This is a genomic window from Streptococcus infantis (assembly GCF_047464415.1).
In the GTDB taxonomy this organism is placed as follows: domain Bacteria; phylum Bacillota; class Bacilli; order Lactobacillales; family Streptococcaceae; genus Streptococcus; species Streptococcus infantis_AE.
This window is the reverse complement of sequence record NZ_JASHBX010000001.1, coordinates 174,873-194,272: the sequence shown is the minus strand read 5'-3', so window position 1 is coordinate 194,272 and position 19,400 is coordinate 174,873. Positions and strand designations below refer to the sequence as shown.

Below are 19,400 nucleotides of genomic sequence, written 5' to 3'. Positions count from 1 at the left end.
AAATCAAGCCTTGAATGATTGTTTAGACAATTTTAATTTTTAGATTTCTCTAAAAACGTTATTGAACAGTTTCAACATTCCAAGTAGTCCATCCCTTGAAACGAATGGCGCCCTTTTTGTCAGTTTTTAATACCAAATTCTCAAGTTCTTTATCTTCTTGGTTATTCTCCCCATTTTTAACTTTAAATGATTTTTTCTTGTCTATTGAAATAACAGTGATTTTAGGGTGTACAGTTTTGAAGATTTCGATATCTGTTTTTTTATTTGATACTTGCTGATGAGTTATCACTACATCTGCTTGTAGTCTTGGATAATAGCTTGTTAAAAACTTCTCCTCTATATTTCCAGTAACTAGAAAGGTTTGGTTTAGTAACTTTCCATACATTGTAATTGAATCATTTTTATCCTTATTTTGAGTTGTGATTACTTCCAAACCACTTCCAAAAATAGGTAACTGCTGTCCAGTTTTGATGGCAACTACCTTGACTTTGCTTTCCTTCAGCTTATCCATAAATTCTCTCTTAGATAAAGTTTCTTCAGTTACTAGAATCTCTCCAAGCTCGAAGTCTTTACTGATTTCTAACACATGATCTAACTGCTTAGTATCACTAGTCGTTAGAACCAGCTGATCAATCTTTGCGACTCCTCTACTTTTTAGATAAGGGATTAAGCTACGTTTGGCATTGCTCGTAGTGACTTTCTCCTGCCAGGCTTCTTTCTTTTCAACTTCAGGCTTCTCTCCGACATCCAGTAGAATGGTCTTGCCTGTCAGGTCTCTTAGGAAAATGCTCCGCCCCTGCTCCATATCTAAGACCGTTAGTTCATTTTCCAGTGGATGTTTGGTAATTAAAAAGAACGAGATGGCAACTATGCCAAGCATAGATATTTTTTTCAAATTCTTTCTATAATCATAAATCAGCGCCAAAGAAATTAAAAGAAATACCAGAACCCAAAGACTCGGTTGACCAAAGACAAAGGGCCTAGTAGATAGCTGAGATACATAGCGTATGATGTTTTCTAGCCATTCAAAGAGAAAGTTAAACTGGGTAATAGGATAGATGCATGACAGACAAAAGAGAATCGACAAGAGTGGTAACAAGACCATGTCAAATAAGAATGAAAAAACAAAAGTCAAGAGGATAGACCACGGTTGAAATTCTGAAAAATAGAATGATAAGATTGGCAGAATTCCCAAGGAAATAATGAAACTCTCTCTGGCAATAGCTTTTATGCCTTGACCTTCTTTACTTGTCATAGTTAGGATAAAGGCATAGGCGCAGGAAAGAACTCCTCCAGCTGTAAGGAAAAAATTTGGCATGACTATAAACAAAAGGAGGACTGTTATAGCGAAGTTATCCAAGCCCTTAAAACTATGCTGAGCCAAGATCTTTTGTAAAAGACTTCTAATCACAGAGGCTGAAAATCCTGTCAAACCTGCATAGAACAAAGAAAAGGGATAGGCAAGCCATTTGAACTTCTCTTGTGTCAAGCCCAATCGCAAGAGTGACTTTTTAAAAGCATTCATAAAGAATCCTACTTGCATTCCTGACAAAGCAAATAGGTGAATAATTCCGAGGCTAGAATAGAGTTCATTCATTTCCTCAAAGTCTGTGTCCAAGTGCCCTAATAACAGACCTGTCATGTAGTTGCGCATGGGGTCGGGAAAGTTCCTTTTTATCCAGACAACTGCTTTTCTTCGCAAACTAGATAAATTTTCTCCAATATCCCAACTGCTCGTGGCTGTCTTATCTGAAATTTTCGAAATGGTCAAGGTTTGATAAATCCCTTGACTTTTTAGATAATTGCGATAATCAAAATCAGCAAAATTTCTTGCACCTTGAGGGCTAGCTAATTTCCCTTCTAAAGTAATTTCATAAATATCCGTTAGTTGTTGAAACTCTTCTTTTTCTGCTTCTGATTGAAGTTTATAATAGACCTGAAACATTCTTCCTTCAGCTTTTCCACGAAAAGAAAGACTGTCGCCATTCACCTTGATAGTGTCAGGTAAGATTCGGACCGTATCAACCGAGTCAACGAGATGTTTACTCGCTTCTTCTTGTTGCCATTTTTGAAATATAAACCAGCTTCCAAAAAGACCACAAACAAAGAGAACCTTGACCACAGTCTTCCATGGAAATTGAAAAAAGAGGCAGAGCAGTAAAAAGACAAAGCCCAAAAGTGCTAATACACTTGCTGAAAAGATTGCATAGTAAAGCCATAGCAAAAGAAAACTGAGATAGATTTTTGGAATTGGAAAGCGACTAATCCACTGTGACATATTCTTTTAGCTTTTCTATCGTTTTTGCACCAATACCAGAAACCTTTTTGAGCTCATCTACTGACTTAAATTTACCATTGGATTCACGATGGTCAATAATATCTTGAGCACGTTTAGCACCTAAGCCTTTAACTTGTTTCAGTTCCTCTAAACTAGCTTTATTAAGATTGACTTTCTTATTTTCCTTACTGTTGGAAGTACTTGATGGCATTTCATGACTAGTAGTTTCTTCCTTAGTCGGGACATAAACAAGTGCTTCATCACTAATTCTTTGGGCAAGATTGATAGACTTGCTATCAGCATTATCTGTCAATCCACCAGCTTTTTGAACAGCATCATTGATACGACTTCCAACTGGCAAATCATAAATTCCTGGTGTTTTGACAGCACCTTTGACATCGACAGTAATTAGATCTTGCTCCACCGCTTCTTCCTTCTGATTTCCATCTTCCTTTTCATCCGTCGAATCCTTTGGAACTGCTGCAACTTCAGTCTGCACCTTTGTTTCCTTAGCAGGTGCTTGAGCGACTGGCTTCAGCAGGAAAAATCCACCCAAGACCAAACCCAAACCAGCACAGATAACAATGATTTTGTATTCTTTAATTTTCTCAATAAGTTCTTCCATATTTTCTCCTCTCTTAGCTAATTCGTAAGAGAAAGAAAAAAACAGCTGAAAAATCTTTTCAACTGCTTACTTATTTGCAAAATAATCTTCCTTGGTTAAGACATAATGGACATCTGTTACGAATCTTCCAGGTTCATTTTTATCCATTCTAGCATAAGGTTCTTCGTGAGAAAAGCGCATGCCTGATTTCTCCATAACCTTTCCTGATGCAGGATTATCCTTATCATGAAAAGCCGTCAACTTATTCATTCCTATCTTTTCAAAAGCCAGTTCAATCACGGCACGATTGGCTTCAGTTGTCAAACCTTGATTCCAATATTTTTGATTGATAATGTAACCAATGGCTGCCTTCTTAAGAACAGTATCCATCTTGTGCAGGTCAATAGTTCCGATAAACTCTCCAGTACCTTTTAGTTCAATTCCCCATCGGCCCAATGGATTAGCTAGATAAAATTGAGCAATATTGTTCTTAGTTTCCTCTAGACTTTGATTGGTCGGAAAAGTAAATCGCGTATTTTCCTTGTCTGAAGCATATTCAAACATGGCTTCTGCATCATCAAGTGTTACAGGTCTAAGTACTAAGCGTTCTGTTTCGATAATTTGATGCTTAGCTAGTTTGATAAATAGTGATTCCATGATTACACCTCCCAAAATAGGTTGCTAAAAGAATAACATAAAAGAAATAGGTTTACAAGTTTTTCTTGCAATTTAAAGCGGTTTCATATACAATAAAGTCATCACAAAAACTCTGAAGAATGATGTGATACATAAATCGAAACAGCTTAATAGAAAGTGAGTTATCTCTATGCTAATTGGAATTCCAAAGGAAATTAAAAATAATGAAAATCGTGTTGCTCTGACACCTGCTGGTGTACAAAGTCTCGTTGGACGTGGCCACCGTGTCCTCATCGAAACGAATGCTGGACTTGGATCTGGTTTTACTGATGCTGACTATGAAAAGCAAGGAGCTGAGATTGTCGCAACTGCTGCTGAAGCCTGGGCTGCAGAGTTAGTTGTTAAAGTCAAGGAACCCCTTGCTAGTGAGTACCAGTTCTTGCGTGAGGATTTACTTCTCTTCACCTACTTGCACATGGCAGCTGCTCCAGAATTGGCAGATGCTATGCTTGCAACTAAAACAACTGGTGTTGCTTATGAGACAGTCCGTGATAGCCAAGGACAACTCCCACTTCTTGTTCCAATGAGTGAGGTTGCAGGTCGTATGGCTGTCCAAATCGGTGCTCATTTCTTGACGAAACAAGCTGGTGGTTCAGGAGTTCTACTCGGTGGTGTCCCTGGTGTTCCTAAAGGAAAAGTAACCATCATCGGTGGTGGTGTTGTTGGTACACATGCAGCCCGCATTGCGCTAGGTTTGGGAGCTCAAGTAACCATTCTTGATATCAGTGCTAAACGCCTCTCTGTCCTAGAAGATGTCTTTGGTCACCAAATCCAAACACTCATGTCTAATCCATTTAATATTGAAGCAAGTGTGCGTGAAGCAGACGTTGTTATCGGTGCTGTCTTGATTCCTGGTGCCAAAGCTCCAAAATTGGTGACAGATGAAATGGTACAACAAATGCGTCCTGGTTCTGTCATTGTTGACGTTGCTGTTGACCAAGGTGGTGTTATAGCGACAGCTGACCGTGTGACAACTCACGATGAACCAGTCTATGAAAAACACGGTGTTCTTCACTATGCCGTTGCTAACATTCCTGGAGCAGTTGCTCGCACATCTACGATTGCCCTTACTAATGTGACTCTTCCATATATCGAAGCCTTAGCAGGAAAAGGATTTAAGAAAGCTATCCTAGAAGACGCAGGCTTGCTTGAAGGTGTGACAACCTATCAAGGATACCTCACCAGCCAGCCTGTTGCAGAAGGCTTGGAACGTGACTTCACTTCAATCAGTGAACTGGTCTAAAATGATTTACATATTAAAACTACAAAAATAAGAAGCTACATAAAAACTAGCTTCTAAATCTCAAAAACGAGCATTTCCGTTCTTGGAGATGCTCGTTTTCTCATGTCATGGTTTATAATTTAAATTTTGATAGACTCTAGTTTCTAATCAATGTGATCAATATTTGTCAATACTAACCCTTTCAATCAATTCATTAGTTGTCGAAACTAAGTCTATTCATAAATCCAAAAAGAGTATCAATAGTAAAGTAAACTAAATAATTGAGTTATAAATGGCTATTTTCACAAAACTGTTTCATCATCACACTATCTCAGTACATAAACCATTTTTCTATAGCTTTTGTCTTAATCTTGATCTTTTTTCTTTAATCCAAGAAATGCACCTACGGTAAACATTATTCCAGCAACCAATGACGTGAAGACTTCGCTAACTGTTCCGGTTTTTGGTAGTCTATCAGTATTATTAGTAGTTGATTTACTATCAATATTGGTATGTTTATTAGCTATGTTCTCTGATTCATTAAAATAAACTTCCTTCTCATTTTCAAAGTTTTTATCATTTTTATCAGGAACTGGAGCTTTAACATCCTCAGTTGAATCAGATCTTTGACTTTCATCTAATTGACTATAATTTACTTGTACAGGAACTGTAGCTGTGACATCCTTAGTTGAATCAGATTTGTGTGAATGATTTTCTCTTTGTAAATCCTCCTTTTTGTAATTTTCATCTAATTGACTATGATTTGCTTGCACCTTATCTTTCTTTTTCGATACATCAAAAGTAGGTTTATTTTCCTCCTCCTTTTTCTCCTCTATTTTCTTGAATACAGGTTTTATAAGGGTATCTTTTGATACATTAATAACATAGCCAGCATCTTTTTTCCCTTCGAAACCAGAAATTTCCCAGCCATCAAATTGATATCCTTTTTCTAATTCACCCTTATAGACAGGTAAAATGAAATCTTCTTCCGACACTATCTTAGAACTCATTTCTTTTCCATTTTGAATGGTCACAGTTACCATCTGAGGTTTTAGTTCGCTCACCTCTCCCGTATCTTTGTTTAAAATGAATTCTTTTACGGTTGTATTTCTTGCAAAATCTTTTACAACAATCTTAATGTTTAGTGTCTTATCTGTTAGTTGTTTAATATCATCAAATGATTTATATTCTTTTCCATTTACATAAATATGTTTGTCTTTAATCTCACCATCGAATCCATTATTTCTTTTATCATTGATATTAAAGACTACAGATTTTCCGTCAGCATATTCGATACTAGTATTTCCCTTAGGATCAATGTTTACTTCTGGTTTAACATTATCATATAAAAATTGATAGTGTACTCCAACCGCTTTCGCGTTCAAATCGCTATAGCCAGTTTGAAGATAAACATTTCCATCCATATCTGTTACCTTATCTGGGAATCCGTTTGCTTTATAGTCTTTCATTCCCCAGTCCATGATGTCACCGTCTTTAACATTAAGCTTAATGTTAAAATCTCTAGTGTTATCAATGTGTAAATCTCCGTAGATTAAATAATTATCTACAACCGATTCATTAACTCTCAACTCCCAGTTAAAACCACCCTTATCAGAAATCTTACCTCTTAAATAAAATTCTGGATTTCGTACATAAATTTTATTAGATTTAGATGGATTAAAGTAGTTCTTGTCCATTGAAAGATTTACTGGTTTTGCATCAATAAATAACGTAGAGCCATCTTCTTTTATAGCTTCTACATTGGACTTATCCTCTCCAGTGTACTCTTTACCATCCTTACCAAATAATACCAGTTTAGAAGGATCTGTTACAAGATTTCCATCTTTATCGATTGCCTCCCCTTTATCGTTCATTTTAAAGGTAAACACTTGATATTTTACAATGTTAAAGCCGTCTAAAGCCGACATTAATACGGATTGAGTACTTCTTCCATCTTCAACATTTCTACTATCAGCATAAATTGTTGTTTCTGATAAGACTCTTAGATTAGGATTGGCCTTTTGGATTTTTGCTATATCTTCCTTATTATAGACTCCATTCCCTTCTAACATATCCGTTTTTCCAGGATTATAGGTAGTCACTTTTAGTGCATAGCCTTTTCTTAGAATGATGTTATCCTTTAATAGATATTGTTGTTTTTCTGAATCAGAATAGATTTTACCAGATTCCATGTCCGTTAAATTGTTTGGTTTGTTCTTTGAAAGATCACCTTCTCCTAATTCTATTACATTCCCATAACTTGATGCATAGGGATATTCTGTTTTAGTTTCCTTATTTTTTTCAGGCATTCTAATTTTAGTTTCAGCTTTTATCTGATCATCATCTTTAACAACGAATCTCATATCTCCTGCAAAAGCTAATCCATCCACAATATCATTAATATTAGCGTATAAATCAAATGTCATCGTTTTTGAATGTGAATCATACTTGGTCGTTTTGATTTCTATAGATTTATAGTTATTTCCATAATATACCTTGGCATTTTTAGAAACATTACTTATCTTTCCAAGAATTTCAAAGTGTCCATCTTTAGATGGGCTTAGAACACCATAAATTTTTGATTTGATTTCGTCAAGTTTTTCAGTTTCATATTGTAAGGCACTACCATCGTCATAAGCAATGATATTTCCCTTATCATCGTATTTATAATCGTATTCCTCTATTCTCTTACCAGTTTCACTTGTAAAGTCATCAACTTCTCTAAATTTCTTTTTAATGAGTTTCTTTAAGTCTTTGCTTTCAAAGTCTCTAATTGTTGAAATAGTTTTATGAATAGTCAAGCTAGATTTTTCTTCGATAGACTCTTCATTTTCTTGATGATGATGTTCTACCTCAGTTGTATCTTTTTTAAGACTATCCTCTTTTCTATTTTCTAAATTTTTAAATTTAGATTCGGAAATCTCGCCAAGTTTTTGGTATTTAGATGAATCTTGATCAGGATCTACTAGATAATAGGCAATCATCCCCTTTTCATCAGCATGATCAGCAAATTTAATTCTATGAATCTTTGTAAAATTGCTAGAGCCATCTAATGCAATGACTTCAATGATTTTTCCTCTTAAATCTCCTGCACCATTAATTTCATAAATGGTATTTCCGTCTTTGTCAAGTTTCCTATTTCTTCCTTGACCCTCACCTGCGTAAGTTACTTCAAGATTTTTCTCAACCTCTCCATCTTCATTAACAAGAGCGGCGCCAGCATACCAAACTTCGTTGGCAATCTCGTCAAATTTTTCAGGATGTTCTTTTTGATCTCTCGCAAATAGAGTTTCATTCTTGTATTGATCTTTTACCTTGTGATAAGTATCCTTTGTGATCAGCTTAATTTTTTCAGGATTTGAAAAATCAATCGAAACAATCTTAGGGGCTGTGTTATCAATTTTTACAGGAATATAGGAAACCTGCCATGGATAATCTTTAGTTAATCTATATTTAAATTTATAGAAATATTGACCTTCTGCAATCGGTTCAAATTGACCTCTTATCTTAGTAGCAGGATCTTTAGTATCCTTGCTTTCTGGTGCATTTTCTTCTCTACCTCTAGGGTTATAAATGAGTCCATCCCACTTCAAGTCACCCCAGACTTTTAGTTTAGAAGATTTGATTCCCTTTGCATCATTTCTCTTAGAGTTTAAAATTCCTTTAATAAAGTGTTCTCTCGAAATGACTTTTAAGTCGATTTGATTTTCTCCCTCTTTATTTGTATTTACTATTGAAATCAATCCTTCTTCTGCACTTCTTAATACAAGTGGAGAAGGTGTTAATCCTCTCTCAAGTTGAGCATCTTGAGGATTTCCATTTGAATCTAAAGGATAAATTTTAGCAATATTAGAACCACTTGATGATGGTGCGTTGATCCCTTCGTTATTGAAAGCAAATAATTCTGGATTTTGATCTAGGGATGTTGTATTTTTATCTTTTCTATTTTGTATAACTCCTGCTGGATTAAATTTATCTATACCATGTTCTCCACCAATCCCCTTATTTAAGGTCCCTGGAATTTTTGGTTTACCATCATCGTCATAACCTTCCATTGTTTTTGATTTTGAACCTTCTTCCCAGGCCCATTTATCAAGGATTGGTTCCTTATTCCAATCCCCAGCAAATCCCATTAGAGGCATCGATAAAGAAGGTTGGAAATTTGTTTTCTTCCCATTGGAGTTTAGAGCTTCCATTTCTTCCACAGACTCAAAATGAATAAATGATTCTACAAATTTATTTTTATTTTTAGCCTCCCCAACGTTTATAACCGCATTTAAATCAAAGCTAGAATTTGGGGCTATAGTAAAAGTGTCATGCTCAAATGTGATATTTGCATCTTTTACTTTCTCTGGGTGAATTTCTGGAACAATTTGCTTCCCATCTGGAGATTTTTCATCTTTGTATGTTTCATCCAGTTTTAGTCTATCAGTTAGAGCGTCTGTAGTTACCGCTGATGCTGAAACTTTAAAGGTTAAAGGTCTGTTTGATGTATTGTGAAGCTTAATTGTAAAGTATTTTTTATCTCCTTTTATTTCTTTAAGAGAAATAGAACCATAAGAGTTTACCAAACCTTTAGAATCTGTGTTTTTGAAAGTCGCTACAACTTCATTTCTCAAAGCATTGGCAACATTAATTAGCCCTGCTCCCTGTTGTCTAGGTGATGCAAAGTATTGACTTTTTTCTTTCCAAGAAGTCGCATCCATCATAGGCCGTGCAGTATTTTGTAGGGCAATTTTTGTAAGACTTGTAAGATCTATTTTGTCATCTCCCTTAAGATTTTTCAAGGCAGGTCTTTCAAGCATTTCCTTTAACTTTGGTCTAATCAAAACAGTAGAAGCTGCCACGATAGGAGTTGCCATACTAGTCCCTGACATATAACCATAAGTTGATTTCCCATTAATAACATTGAGAGTGGATTTAATATTTTTACCTGGTGCTGAGACATCAGGTTTTAAAAGTAAATCTGTTCTTGGCCCCCAAGATGTAGATCCTGCTGGAACTATGACATCTTCTTTATACAATTCTTTGTCTGTGTCAGGTGCAAACTTAAAGTCAATCTCTTTTTCGTCACCTACATTCGGTTTATTAGAATTATAGCTGGCCATATCAATTGGATAGTATTGCTCCAATTTATCTTTGAAATCTTCTTTATTATTCCTTTTAACTTCAGTTTTTTTATCAGGATTAATCATGTTCCATAGCTTTACACCATCATCTCCTGAAATTGAAAATACTTGACTTTTAGTCCCTTCATCCGCTTCATATCCCATGGCTGGAAGCTCTGTCCAATTATCTCTATTGTAATAATTGACAGTATTTACAACCATAATGGCGCGTGCGCCCTTATCCGTTGCTCTTTTAAAAGCATCTTTTAAATCCTTGGTATAAATTCGATCCATTACTGCAATTTTGCCCTTAAGATCCAATCCTATCAAATCTTTGTCTTGACCTTTGCCTATATATACAAAGTTTAATTTACTAGGAGCTTTTGAACCGTCTTCATTTGTTGTGATTTTATTCTTATCGAAAAAGGCCCCTATATTTCTGTATTTAAAATTTTCTCCACCTATGTTGACTTTATCAAACTCAACTGTCTGATTTTTAGCAGAAGCGACCGCTATCGCATCTTCATGTGCTGCAGTTCGCGTTACATTTCCAGTGTCGGTCATTTTCAGATTATTATTTGCCACTAAATCCCATGAAGAACTTGAAGCAGAAGTCGCATAGTTACCCGTAGCTACAACCATTGGAATGCCTGCTTTTCTTAACGCTCTAATAGCTTCCCAATATTTCTCACCTACAAGACCTGTTCCTGTAAAGCCAGATGATACCGAAACAACATCGACATTGTGTTTGATAGAATCTTCAATAGCATGAAACATTGTTTCATCTCCTGCGAAGCCAGATCCTGCGTCAGAGTACATTTTATAAGAGAAGATCTGTGCATTAGGAGCAATTCCATCTATTCCGTTAAAGTTTTTAATATCTTTTTCAGTATCATTTCCCGCAAGAATCCCTGCAATATGCATCCCATGTGGATCAAAATAATCGCTCCCATCATCAGCTTTTTCTACAGTTATTTTACCACCATTATAATAATTGAACGCATGAGGGATTTTATCACTCAACCAGAAATTTTTATCAGTACCTTTTAAGTCTTCTTTTTTAAATTTCATTGAGTCTTTAGCATCATCATCAATCCTCATGGCCTTATGCCTATAATCTATCCCGGTATCGATATTTGAAATGACCATACCTCTACCATCAAAGTTTTTCCCAAATGGTGCATTGATAGATTTTAGGTAATCAATAGCTTCCTCAACTCCAATTTCTTTTCTAGCATGATTCATCATAGGTTGGACTTTTTGTGACCTTTCAACCGATGAAATACCTTCTATTAGTTTAATTTTGTCCAGATTATCTGGAGTTGTTTCTATTGAAACACCATTAAAAACCGTATCATAAGTATATAAAACTTTTGTATCCTTAAGATTGGATAATTTCTTGATTGCTTTTTCTCCAGATTCTTTATCTTTAAATTCAGCAATATAGACAAGTTTATCCTCTTTTTTGGGACTTTCTGGGTCTTTACTTGCAGACGAGTCCGCTTTATCTCCTTGGGATTGATTGGAATCTTCTTTGATTGTTGCTTCTGCATTGCTAGTTTTATTATCTATCTCAGGATTTTTACTAACAACTTCTTTTTCCTCAATAATTGTTGTTTTCTTCTCTTCAGTATCCTTTGAAGTTTCTATAGCATTATCAATATTTTCATGTTTTTCTTTATTTTCTGTTTCCTTCTCTACTACTACTTTTTCTGTATCAGAGATATTTAAAGCATCTTCAGAGCTAGATGTGTCTGCTAAGACTACCTCATTAGGGACATATGCTGCTAAAATAACTGCAGCTGCAGTTAATGACAATACTGTACTTTTTTTCATTTTAATTCCTTACATATTTATTTAACTTCCAATAGATAGAAAACTTTAACTTTGCTAGCCTTTGTTATAAAAAGTTTTACTAAGTATTATCTAGGAAATAGAGTAGTACATTTATATATAATTGTTAGCTCTCTGAAAAATAGTATATCAATTAAAAAAATTTAAGTCAAGAAAAAATTAACACACATTAATTTGTTTTTTAACCTGTGTTAATTTTATGAAATCCAAAGCTTTCGTGGTTAACTGGAATACATTATAAGCACATTCACACCATCAAGAATAGTAGGAATCAAGTTGAACCACTACTAAAACCACCAAAAACTCAGTTAAGTTTGGAAGTGAATCTTGCCTACGATATTCCACTAATTCACGAACGAGAATGATTAGCCTCTATGTGGACAGTATTCCTAGTCAAGTTCTATTGGAAGAGACCTCCTACACTGGCCGACCTGCCTTTCATCCAGCCATGCTCATGAAGATGACCCTGTTAGCTTATGCTCGTCAAGTGTTCTCTGGACGTAAAATCGTTCAAATGAACGAAGAAGTCATTCCTATGAAATGGTTGAGGCAAGATACCTATGTTAGCTATAAAACGATTAATAACTTCCACTCCAGTAAACATGCCAACAACCTAATCAAAATTGACTAAAAAGTACTAAACGAGCACAGATAACCCAATGAACTGGGAATATCTTGAGGACACGGACCAGTTTATAAAGCCCGATGGCATAGTTTATTCCTTTAAGAACTACTCTAGTCAAACTGATAAGTATAGCTTTCAACGTGATTTCAAGATTTATGAGGCGAATAAAATTCAAGATACTCCTGAGTTAGAACAGTTGACTAAAACAGATAGTGGAAATCAGAAACAAATCCATTATAATCAAACTTGGAATTACTTTAAGGAACTCCTTACGCAAACATTACATAGTGAAGAAAGCTCTCAAATTTATGCCAAACGGAAAATTGATGTTGAACCCGTTTTTGGTAGTTTTCGGCGTTCGCAGAGTGCATGTCAGAGGCAAACAAACCGTCTCAACAGAGATAAGATTCATCTTTATGAGCATGAATCTCACCAAATTGGCCAAGAATCTAGCCTCTAAAACATTCAACTATTCAAAAACCACACAGTGTTTCTTTCAGCTTGATTGTATTCAAGACTGAAATCACTGTGTGGTTTTATTTAGAAGCTAGTTTTTGCCTAGGTTCTTTTTCCTTATTCTCTTTCTTCTTCACTTTCTTCAGCTTTGACAGGTCGAGGTTCATAGGCTCTGATAATTTGAGCTACAACTGGATGGCGAACCACATCCTTAGCTGAGAAATGAACAAAGTCAATCTGGTGAATATTCTTGAGTTTTTCTTGAGCATCAATCAAACCTGACTTGACATTACGAGGTAGGTCAATCTGGCTAATATCCCCATTGACAATCATTTTCGAGTTAAATCCAAGACGGGTCAAGAACATCTTCATTTGCATGATAGTTGTATTTTGCGCTTCATCCAAGATAACGAAGGCGTCATCTAAGGTACGCCCGCGCATATAGGCCAGGGGCGCGATTTCGATAATTTCACGCTCCATGAGACGAGTCGTTTGGTCTTTTCCTAGAATCTGATACAAGGCATCATAAACTGGACGAAGATAAGGATCTACCTTTTCTTTCAAATCTCCTGGAAGAAATCCTAGGCTCTCTCCTGCTTCTACTGCTGGACGTGTCAGTATGATTCGCTTGACTTGTCCACGCTTGAGGGCTGTTACGGCCAAAGTCACTGCTAAGAAGGTCTTACCTGTTCCTGCCGGCCCAATACCAAAGGTCACATCGTGTTGCTTGACACTATCCACATAAAGCTTTTGACCCAGGGTTTTAACACGGATGGGCTTACCTGTATTATCCTTGATAATCTCTTCTTCATAAAGGGCGACAAACTTATCGATTTCATTATTCTTAACCATTGTAATGGCTGTCACCACATCCGGAGTTCCAACGGTCATCCCACGATTGACCAAGACCATCAAGGCTTGGATAACTTGGCGGGCTTCCTCACAAGCCGACTCCTCCCCCAAGACTTGTACAATCTCTGTACGAGCATGGATGATGACATCTAACTCATCCTCCATCAAACGAAGGTGGCGCTCATTAGAACCAAAAAGATGAAACAAATCATCTGGATGACTAAGCTGAATGTCTATTGAATGTTCCTTCAAACAAAGAACCTCTCTAACTCTTTTATTTTTATAAAATGTTTCGTTTGCTTTTAGTAGTTAAAAAGTCGATTAGAAGCTAGTAAAAGTTAAACTGAATGACTATATTATAGCAAAGAGGCTGAGAAATTACTATCCCCAACCCAATCTAGTAGCCTTAATGTTCTAGATATTCTTGCCAAATTCGATCGAAGTCTCCCATATTAAAGGAAAAGCTTGCATGTTCCTCTAAAAAACGACTGACTAGATCAAAATCATCTGTATGTTTTGGGAAGGCAGACTCCTCAAAAGCCAGATCCGCTAAAATTGCCTTGGGACTATTGCTTTTAGGGTTGCGCTCGGTCATAAGCCAAGTATAAAATGATTTTCTCATAAGCCTCCTAAATCAACTCTGTGCCGAACTGATCTTGCTTGATTTTACCAGCCTTCATCAAACCACCGAGTGCTTTTTTAAATTGACCTTTCGAGATACCAAAAGTTGCTTTAATGTCATCTGGTGAAGATTTGTCATTTAAGGTCATAAATCCACCATTGCTTTCCAAGTAGGTCAAAATCATCTGTGCATCATTTTCTAACATCTCAAAAGAGCGAGGTTTAAGTGAAAGATTAAGGGTACGATCTACCTCACGAAAACCAATAACACGTACATCTAACACTTGCCCCAAACGAGGTTCTGCATAACGCTCACTTGGATAGATGAAGCCCAGCATATTATTTTCCGGTAAATAGACAAAGGTTCCTGATAGCTTAAGACGATAAACGATTGCAGGCCAGTTTTGGTTCTGCATATTATTGTAGGCAGGACGAGCCAGACGTTGGAAGTCCTCTTGGTAGGCTAAGAGTCCCCAGATACGGTCTTTCTTGTCTACTTCTAGACGAATATAGAGTTTATCGCCCTTCTTGGGCCAGAGCTCTTTTAGTTCAGGTAGGATATCCAGTGACACTACGATTTCCTTGTCAGGAAGTCCTGTATCAACAAAAACACCTAAATCCTTACGAACCTCTGTTACCGTTCCCCAACCAAATTGATCCTGAGTTGCAGTCACTTCTTGAGTTGTCAAGCGAAGTTTTTGCTTCATGTCTGTGTAGGCGAAACCTTTAACGGTATCACCAACTGTATGCTGACCTTCTTCCTTGGCAAGAGCATAGGTTTGACCATCCTTTTGTACAAAGTAAAAACGGTCATTTTCATCGATGATGAGTCCAACGATAAAACTTGCAAGATTTGTATTCATGTTTCCTTCTTTCGAATAAAACTCAGCCAGCAATGCCAACTGAGTTTTTCTGTTTATTTCTTAGACTTCCAAGATTTCTTTTTCTTTATTGGCAGTCATGTCGTCGATGTGTTTAACAGCATCGTCTGTCGCTTTTTGAATATCTTTTTCAAGAGTCTTCAATTCATCTTCAGTGATTTCTTTAGCTTTTTCTTGTTTTTTAGCTTCATCCATAGCGTCACGACGAATATTACGGATCGCTACTTTAGCATTTTCACCAACTTTTTTCACTTCTTTAGCGAGGTCGCGACGAGTTTCTTCTGTAAGAGCTGGGATTACCAAGCGAATAACAGAACCATCGTTAGCTGGTGTAATACCAAGATCTGAAGCGTTCAAAGCACGCTCGATATCCTTCAATGAAGATTTATCAAATGGTGTTACCAACAAGACACGCGCTTCAGGAATTGTGATAGAAGCGATTTGGTTAAGAGGTGTTTCGACACCATAGTATTCAACAGTAATACGGTCAAGCAAGCTAGCGTTAGCACGACCTGCACGGATACCACCAAATTCACGAGCAAGTGAGTGGTGAGATTGAGTCATTCTCTCTTTAGCTTTTTCTACAATTGCGTTTGCCATAATGATTTCTTATTCCTTTTCTTCGATATTGTTTGAAACAGTTGTTCCGATATTTTCACCAAATACAACACGTTTGATATTACCAGGTTGGTTCATATTAAAGACAACCAAGTCAATGTCATTATCCATTGATAGAGTTGAAGCTGTTGAATCCATGATACGGAGACCTTTATTAATAACATCACGGTGAGTCAATTCTTCAAATTTAACAGCCGTTTTATCTTTCTTAGGATCGGCATTGTAGACACCGTCTACACCATTCTTAGCCATCAAAATAGCGTCCGCTTCAATCTCAGCTGCACGAAGAGCCGCTGTTGTATCTGTAGAGAAGTAAGGTGAGCCAATTCCCGCGCCAAAGATAACGATACGTCCTTTTTCAAGGTGGCGAAGGGCACGTCCACGAATATAAGGCTCTGCTACTTGTTGCATGGCAATAGCTGTTTGTACACGAGTATCAACACCAGCTTGTTGCAATGAATCTGCCATCACAAGAGCATTCATGACTGTCCCAAGCATTCCAGTGTAATCCGCTTGAACACGATCCATACCAGCTTCTGCTGCAGGTTCTCCACGCCAAAGGTTCCCACCACCGATAACCAAGGCGATTTCAATTCCTAGCTCGTGAACTTCCTTGATTTCTTGGGCCATACTTTGGACGGTTTTGATATCAATACCGACACCACGTTCGCCAGCAAGGGCTTCACCAGATAGCTTGATTAAGATACGTTTATACTTAGGTTCTACCATTTTCTCTCTCCTTTTTTCATCCTACCTATTTTATCACAATTTCAAGGATTTTTATAGTATCATGAACAATTCTTTCAAAAAAATTAGACAGATAAAAATTTCTCTAAATCAGACAAGGCGCGTTCTGCGATTTTCTCATAACGAGCCTTTTTATCACGAATACGCTCACCTTCTAACTCCTTGATAATCCCGAAGTTGACATTCATGGGTTGGAAATGCTTGCTATCAGCATGAGTGATATAATGAGCTAAACTACCGATAGCTGTAGTCTCTGGGAAGATAGCCTCACTTTCTCCTTTAAAAAGACGAGCAGCGTTTATCCCCGCAACCAATCCTGAAGCAGCTGATTCAACGTAGCCCTCTACACCCGTCATCTGACCTGCAAAGAAGAGGTTTGGTTGTTTCTTAGAACGGTAAGTCTGTTCAAGAAGATTTGGTGAATCCATATACGAATTACGGTGCATAACACCGTAACGAACAAACTCAGCATTTTCAAGACCTGGAATCATTTGGAAAACACGTTTTTGTTCGCCCCATTTAAGGTGAGTTTGAAAACCAACGATATTGTAAAGACTACCTGCCGCATTATCCTGACGAAGCTGAACTACAGCGTATGGTGTCTTAAATTCTCCATCACGAGGACCTGTGTAATCGTCTGGATACTCAAGACCGACTGGCTTCATAGGACCATAAAGCATAGTTTTAATGCCACGCTTGGCCATGACTTCGATCGGCATACAGCCTTCAAAATATTTTTCTTTTTCAAAAGAATTCAGCGGCGCTTCTTCCGCATTTACCAAGGCTTCATGGAAATCCATAAACTCTTGTTTGGTCATAGGAGCGTTGAGATAGGCTGCTTCTCCCTTATCATAACGAGATTTGAGATAAACCTTGTTCATATCAATCGTATTAACATCCACGATAGGCGCTGCAGCATCGTAGAAATAAAAACCGTCACCGCCATTAAGTGCGTGAATTTTCTCAGCAAGGGCATCACTAGTCAAAGGACCAGTCGCTACAACTGTAATAGCATCTGTTGGCAATTCTGTAATTTCGTCACGTACCACTTCAATCAAGGGATGATTGGCAATTTTTTCAGTGACCATTTGAGAAAAACCATCACGGTCAACCGCAAGTGCACCTCCAGCAGGAACACGGGTTGCTTCAGCAGATTCCAAGATAAGAGAACCTAGGCGACGCATTTCTTCCTTGAGGAGGCCGACAGCATTTGTAAGAGCATCTCCACGCAAGGAATTAGAACACACTAATTCTGCAAAATTGTCAGTTTTGTGTTGCGGTGTTGACTTGACACCACGCATTTCATAAAGTTTAATTGGAATACCACGCTCTGCGATTTGGTAGGCTGCTTCAGAACCCGCCAAGCCCGCACCGATAACATTGATATAAGATTGAGACACGACACTAATACCTCTTTGGGAGTGTGAATTTCCTGAATCGGGTTAAAAAAGTTCAACGAACTTGCTTCGCTTTCGAATTTTTTGGCTCAGGCTGAAAAAGTCCCCCGGACTTACTTCGCTTTCGAGTTTTCAGGCTCAGGCTGAAAAAGTCCCCCGGACTTTTTCACTCCCACAAATCTTTCTATTTTTTTCTTCTTCTAGTATAACAAAAAAAGGGAAGAAGGCAAACTTCCCTGTTTAGTCATTGGATTGATTGTCTTCCCATTCGTGATAAGCAGCGTAGAGCTGGCTTTTGTTCCATTGGTAAATCTTTGCAACTTCCTTAATGGCCTGATTTTTCTTCATACCTTGATGAATGCGGTCCTGTATCTCAGAAAATAAATCCTCTTCATCCTTATCTTCTACTTCTTGACTAGCACCTTCCACAATCAGAAGACACTCGCCCTTAAGTGGTGTTTCAGAAATACTTTCTAATAACTCAGTAATAGTTCCACGCTGATATTCTTCAAAGATTTTGGTCAATTCTCTGACCAAAACCACCGAGCGATCACCATAGACTTCTAGCATATTTTCTAGCGTATCCGCCACACGGTGAGGTGATTCATAGAAAATCTGAGTTTCTGGATAAGCTTTTTTTGCTTCGAAAAATTGCTTTTGCTGACCTGACTTTCGTGGTAGAAAACCATAAAAGATGTGGGGTTGTGGTGCCAAGCCACTGGCAATCAAGGCAGAAATCCCTGCACTAGCTCCTGGAACTGTGACAACTGCGATATCTTCTTCAATGGCAGCCTTGACCAAATCATGCCCCGGGTCAGAAATACTAGGCATCCCTGCATCAGATACTTGGGCAAGATTTTGACCTTGTTTCAACAAACCAATCAAATCAGGAATTTTTTCCTTGGCGTTATGTTCGTGAAAACTAATTTGCTTGGTTGAGATCTCAAAATGCTTGAGCAAAAGTCCAGTATTACGAGTATCTTCTGCCGCGATCCAGTCGACCTCTTTCAAGGTATGAATGGCGCGAAAAGTCATATCATCTAGATTACCAATTGGCGTTGCGACTAGATAAAGCTTACCATAGGGAGTATGTCCCTTAAAACTCTTTTGAATCTGCATACTTACTCCCTAAATAACAATTCATCACAAAACATGCATTCCGCATCTTGCTCTCGACGTTGACCATAAAAGTCACGGCAAACATGAAAACCGTCCTCATAAATGCGACGGACATTTTCCCTTACATGTTTCGTTTTGGCTGGAGCTGTCTCCTCAACCTCTCCCAAACGTTCTCTCAGTTTATCATTTTCTAAACGAAGAGCTGTATTTTCCTCTACCAGACTCTTGAGATTTTTTTTGATGGCTTCGACGTCTGCCAAGGTTACCAACAATTGCTGTGAAAAGTCATCTAAAGCATCAAATAATTCTTTTTTATTCATTA

Annotated in this window: 13 protein-coding genes and 1 pseudogene; 2 read left to right on the top strand and 12 right to left on the bottom strand. The window is 37.4% G+C overall.

Annotated features, from left to right (window positions below):
- Window positions 1-58: 58 nt before the first annotated feature.
- The 3 genes from QM460_RS00945 to QM460_RS00935 form a co-directional block, all read right to left on the bottom strand.
- Entirely contained in the window at window positions 59-2,278 is a 2,220-nt protein-coding gene (locus tag QM460_RS00945) for a ComEC/Rec2 family competence protein (RefSeq protein WP_414288874.1), read from the bottom strand.
- Window positions 2,262-2,903, bottom strand: coding sequence for a helix-hairpin-helix domain-containing protein (locus tag QM460_RS00940; protein ID WP_414288872.1), 642 nt, complete (start codon window positions 2,901-2,903; stop codon window positions 2,262-2,264). Before QM460_RS00940 ends, QM460_RS00945 begins: the two co-directional genes overlap by 17 nt.
- 66 nt (window positions 2,904-2,969) lie before the next feature.
- Window positions 2,970-3,539: a GNAT family N-acetyltransferase gene (locus QM460_RS00935; protein WP_414288870.1), complete on the bottom strand. Its 570-nt coding sequence runs from the start codon at window positions 3,537-3,539 to the stop codon at window positions 2,970-2,972.
- Between the two features lie 169 nt (window positions 3,540-3,708).
- On the opposite strand from QM460_RS00935, the gene ald reads away from it, so the two are divergent.
- Complete coding sequence (gene ald, locus QM460_RS00930; protein ID WP_414288868.1) at window positions 3,709-4,821, top strand: alanine dehydrogenase; 1,113 nt, start codon at window positions 3,709-3,711, stop codon at window positions 4,819-4,821.
- Between the two features lie 344 nt (window positions 4,822-5,165).
- Here ald and QM460_RS00925 read toward each other — a convergent pair whose 3' ends face one another.
- Window positions 5,166-11,744, bottom strand: a complete 6,579-nt coding sequence (locus QM460_RS00925; RefSeq protein WP_414288866.1) for a S8 family serine peptidase — start codon at window positions 11,742-11,744, stop codon at window positions 5,166-5,168.
- A gap of 272 nt (window positions 11,745-12,016) precedes the next feature.
- Here QM460_RS00925 and QM460_RS00920 point away from each other — a divergent pair.
- Window positions 12,017-12,954: pseudogene (locus QM460_RS00920) on the top strand (transposase); the annotation flags it as partial.
- A 6-nt stretch (window positions 12,955-12,960) separates the two neighbouring features.
- Here QM460_RS00920 and QM460_RS00915 read toward each other — a convergent pair.
- The 8 genes from QM460_RS00915 to yabA form a co-directional block, all read right to left on the bottom strand.
- The gene (locus QM460_RS00915) at window positions 12,961-13,947 is read right to left on the bottom strand and encodes a PhoH family protein (RefSeq protein WP_075228694.1); all 987 of its coding nucleotides are present in this window, start codon (window positions 13,945-13,947) and stop codon (window positions 12,961-12,963) included.
- A gap of 154 nt (window positions 13,948-14,101) precedes the next feature.
- The gene (locus QM460_RS00910; RefSeq protein WP_414288865.1) at window positions 14,102-14,317 is read right to left on the bottom strand and encodes a YozE family protein; all 216 of its coding nucleotides are present in this window, start codon (window positions 14,315-14,317) and stop codon (window positions 14,102-14,104) included.
- Between the two features lie 7 nt (window positions 14,318-14,324).
- On the bottom strand, window positions 14,325-15,179 hold the full coding sequence (gene cvfB, locus QM460_RS00905; RefSeq protein WP_414288864.1) for an RNA-binding virulence regulatory protein CvfB: 855 nt from the start codon (window positions 15,177-15,179) through the stop codon (window positions 14,325-14,327).
- 60 nt (window positions 15,180-15,239) lie between these two features.
- On the bottom strand, window positions 15,240-15,797 hold the full coding sequence (gene frr, locus QM460_RS00900) for a ribosome recycling factor (RefSeq protein WP_006152642.1): 558 nt from the start codon (window positions 15,795-15,797) through the stop codon (window positions 15,240-15,242).
- Window positions 15,798-15,806: 9 nt separating this feature from the next.
- Window positions 15,807-16,544 (bottom strand): UMP kinase, encoded by a 738-nt coding sequence (pyrH, locus tag QM460_RS00895; RefSeq protein ID WP_004253279.1) that lies wholly within the window; start codon window positions 16,542-16,544, stop codon window positions 15,807-15,809.
- Between the two features lie 83 nt (window positions 16,545-16,627).
- Window positions 16,628-17,962, bottom strand: coding sequence for a methylenetetrahydrofolate--tRNA-(uracil(54)-C(5))-methyltransferase (FADH(2)-oxidizing) TrmFO (trmFO, locus tag QM460_RS00890; protein WP_414288863.1), 1,335 nt, complete (start codon window positions 17,960-17,962; stop codon window positions 16,628-16,630).
- Window positions 17,963-18,199: 237 nt separating this feature from the next.
- Complete coding sequence (gene rsmI / locus QM460_RS00885) at window positions 18,200-19,078, bottom strand: 16S rRNA (cytidine(1402)-2'-O)-methyltransferase (RefSeq protein ID WP_414288862.1); 879 nt, start codon at window positions 19,076-19,078, stop codon at window positions 18,200-18,202.
- A gap of 2 nt (window positions 19,079-19,080) precedes the next feature.
- Window positions 19,081-19,398: a DNA replication initiation control protein YabA gene (gene yabA, locus QM460_RS00880; RefSeq protein WP_001034369.1), complete on the bottom strand. Its 318-nt coding sequence runs from the start codon at window positions 19,396-19,398 to the stop codon at window positions 19,081-19,083.
- Window positions 19,399-19,400 lie beyond the last annotated feature (2 nt).

Excerpts from the sequence above, each read along its gene's own strand:
- QM460_RS00910 (WP_414288865.1), bottom strand. The coding sequence starts at position 14,317 with ATGAGAAAATCATTTTATACTTGGCTTATGACCGAGCGCAACCCTAAA.
- ald (WP_414288868.1), top strand. The coding sequence starts at position 3,709 with ATGCTAATTGGAATTCCAAAGGAAATTAAAAATAATGAAAATCGTGTT.
- rsmI (WP_414288862.1), bottom strand. The coding sequence starts at position 19,078 with ATGCAGATTCAAAAGAGTTTTAAGGGACATACTCCCTATGGTAAGCTT.
- cvfB (WP_414288864.1), bottom strand. The coding sequence starts at position 15,179 with ATGAATACAAATCTTGCAAGTTTTATCGTTGGACTCATCATCGATGAA.
- yabA (WP_001034369.1), bottom strand. The coding sequence starts at position 19,398 with ATGAATAAAAAAGAATTATTTGATGCTTTAGATGACTTTTCACAGCAA.
- QM460_RS00925 (WP_414288866.1), bottom strand. The coding sequence starts at position 11,744 with ATGAAAAAAAGTACAGTATTGTCATTAACTGCAGCTGCAGTTATTTTA.
- pyrH (WP_004253279.1), bottom strand. The coding sequence starts at position 16,544 with ATGGTAGAACCTAAGTATAAACGTATCTTAATCAAGCTATCTGGTGAA.
- frr (WP_006152642.1), bottom strand. The coding sequence starts at position 15,797 with ATGGCAAACGCAATTGTAGAAAAAGCTAAAGAGAGAATGACTCAATCT.
- QM460_RS00935 (WP_414288870.1), bottom strand. The coding sequence starts at position 3,539 with ATGGAATCACTATTTATCAAACTAGCTAAGCATCAAATTATCGAAACA.
- QM460_RS00940 (WP_414288872.1), bottom strand. The coding sequence starts at position 2,903 with ATGGAAGAACTTATTGAGAAAATTAAAGAATACAAAATCATTGTTATC.
- QM460_RS00945 (WP_414288874.1), bottom strand. The coding sequence starts at position 2,278 with ATGTCACAGTGGATTAGTCGCTTTCCAATTCCAAAAATCTATCTCAGT.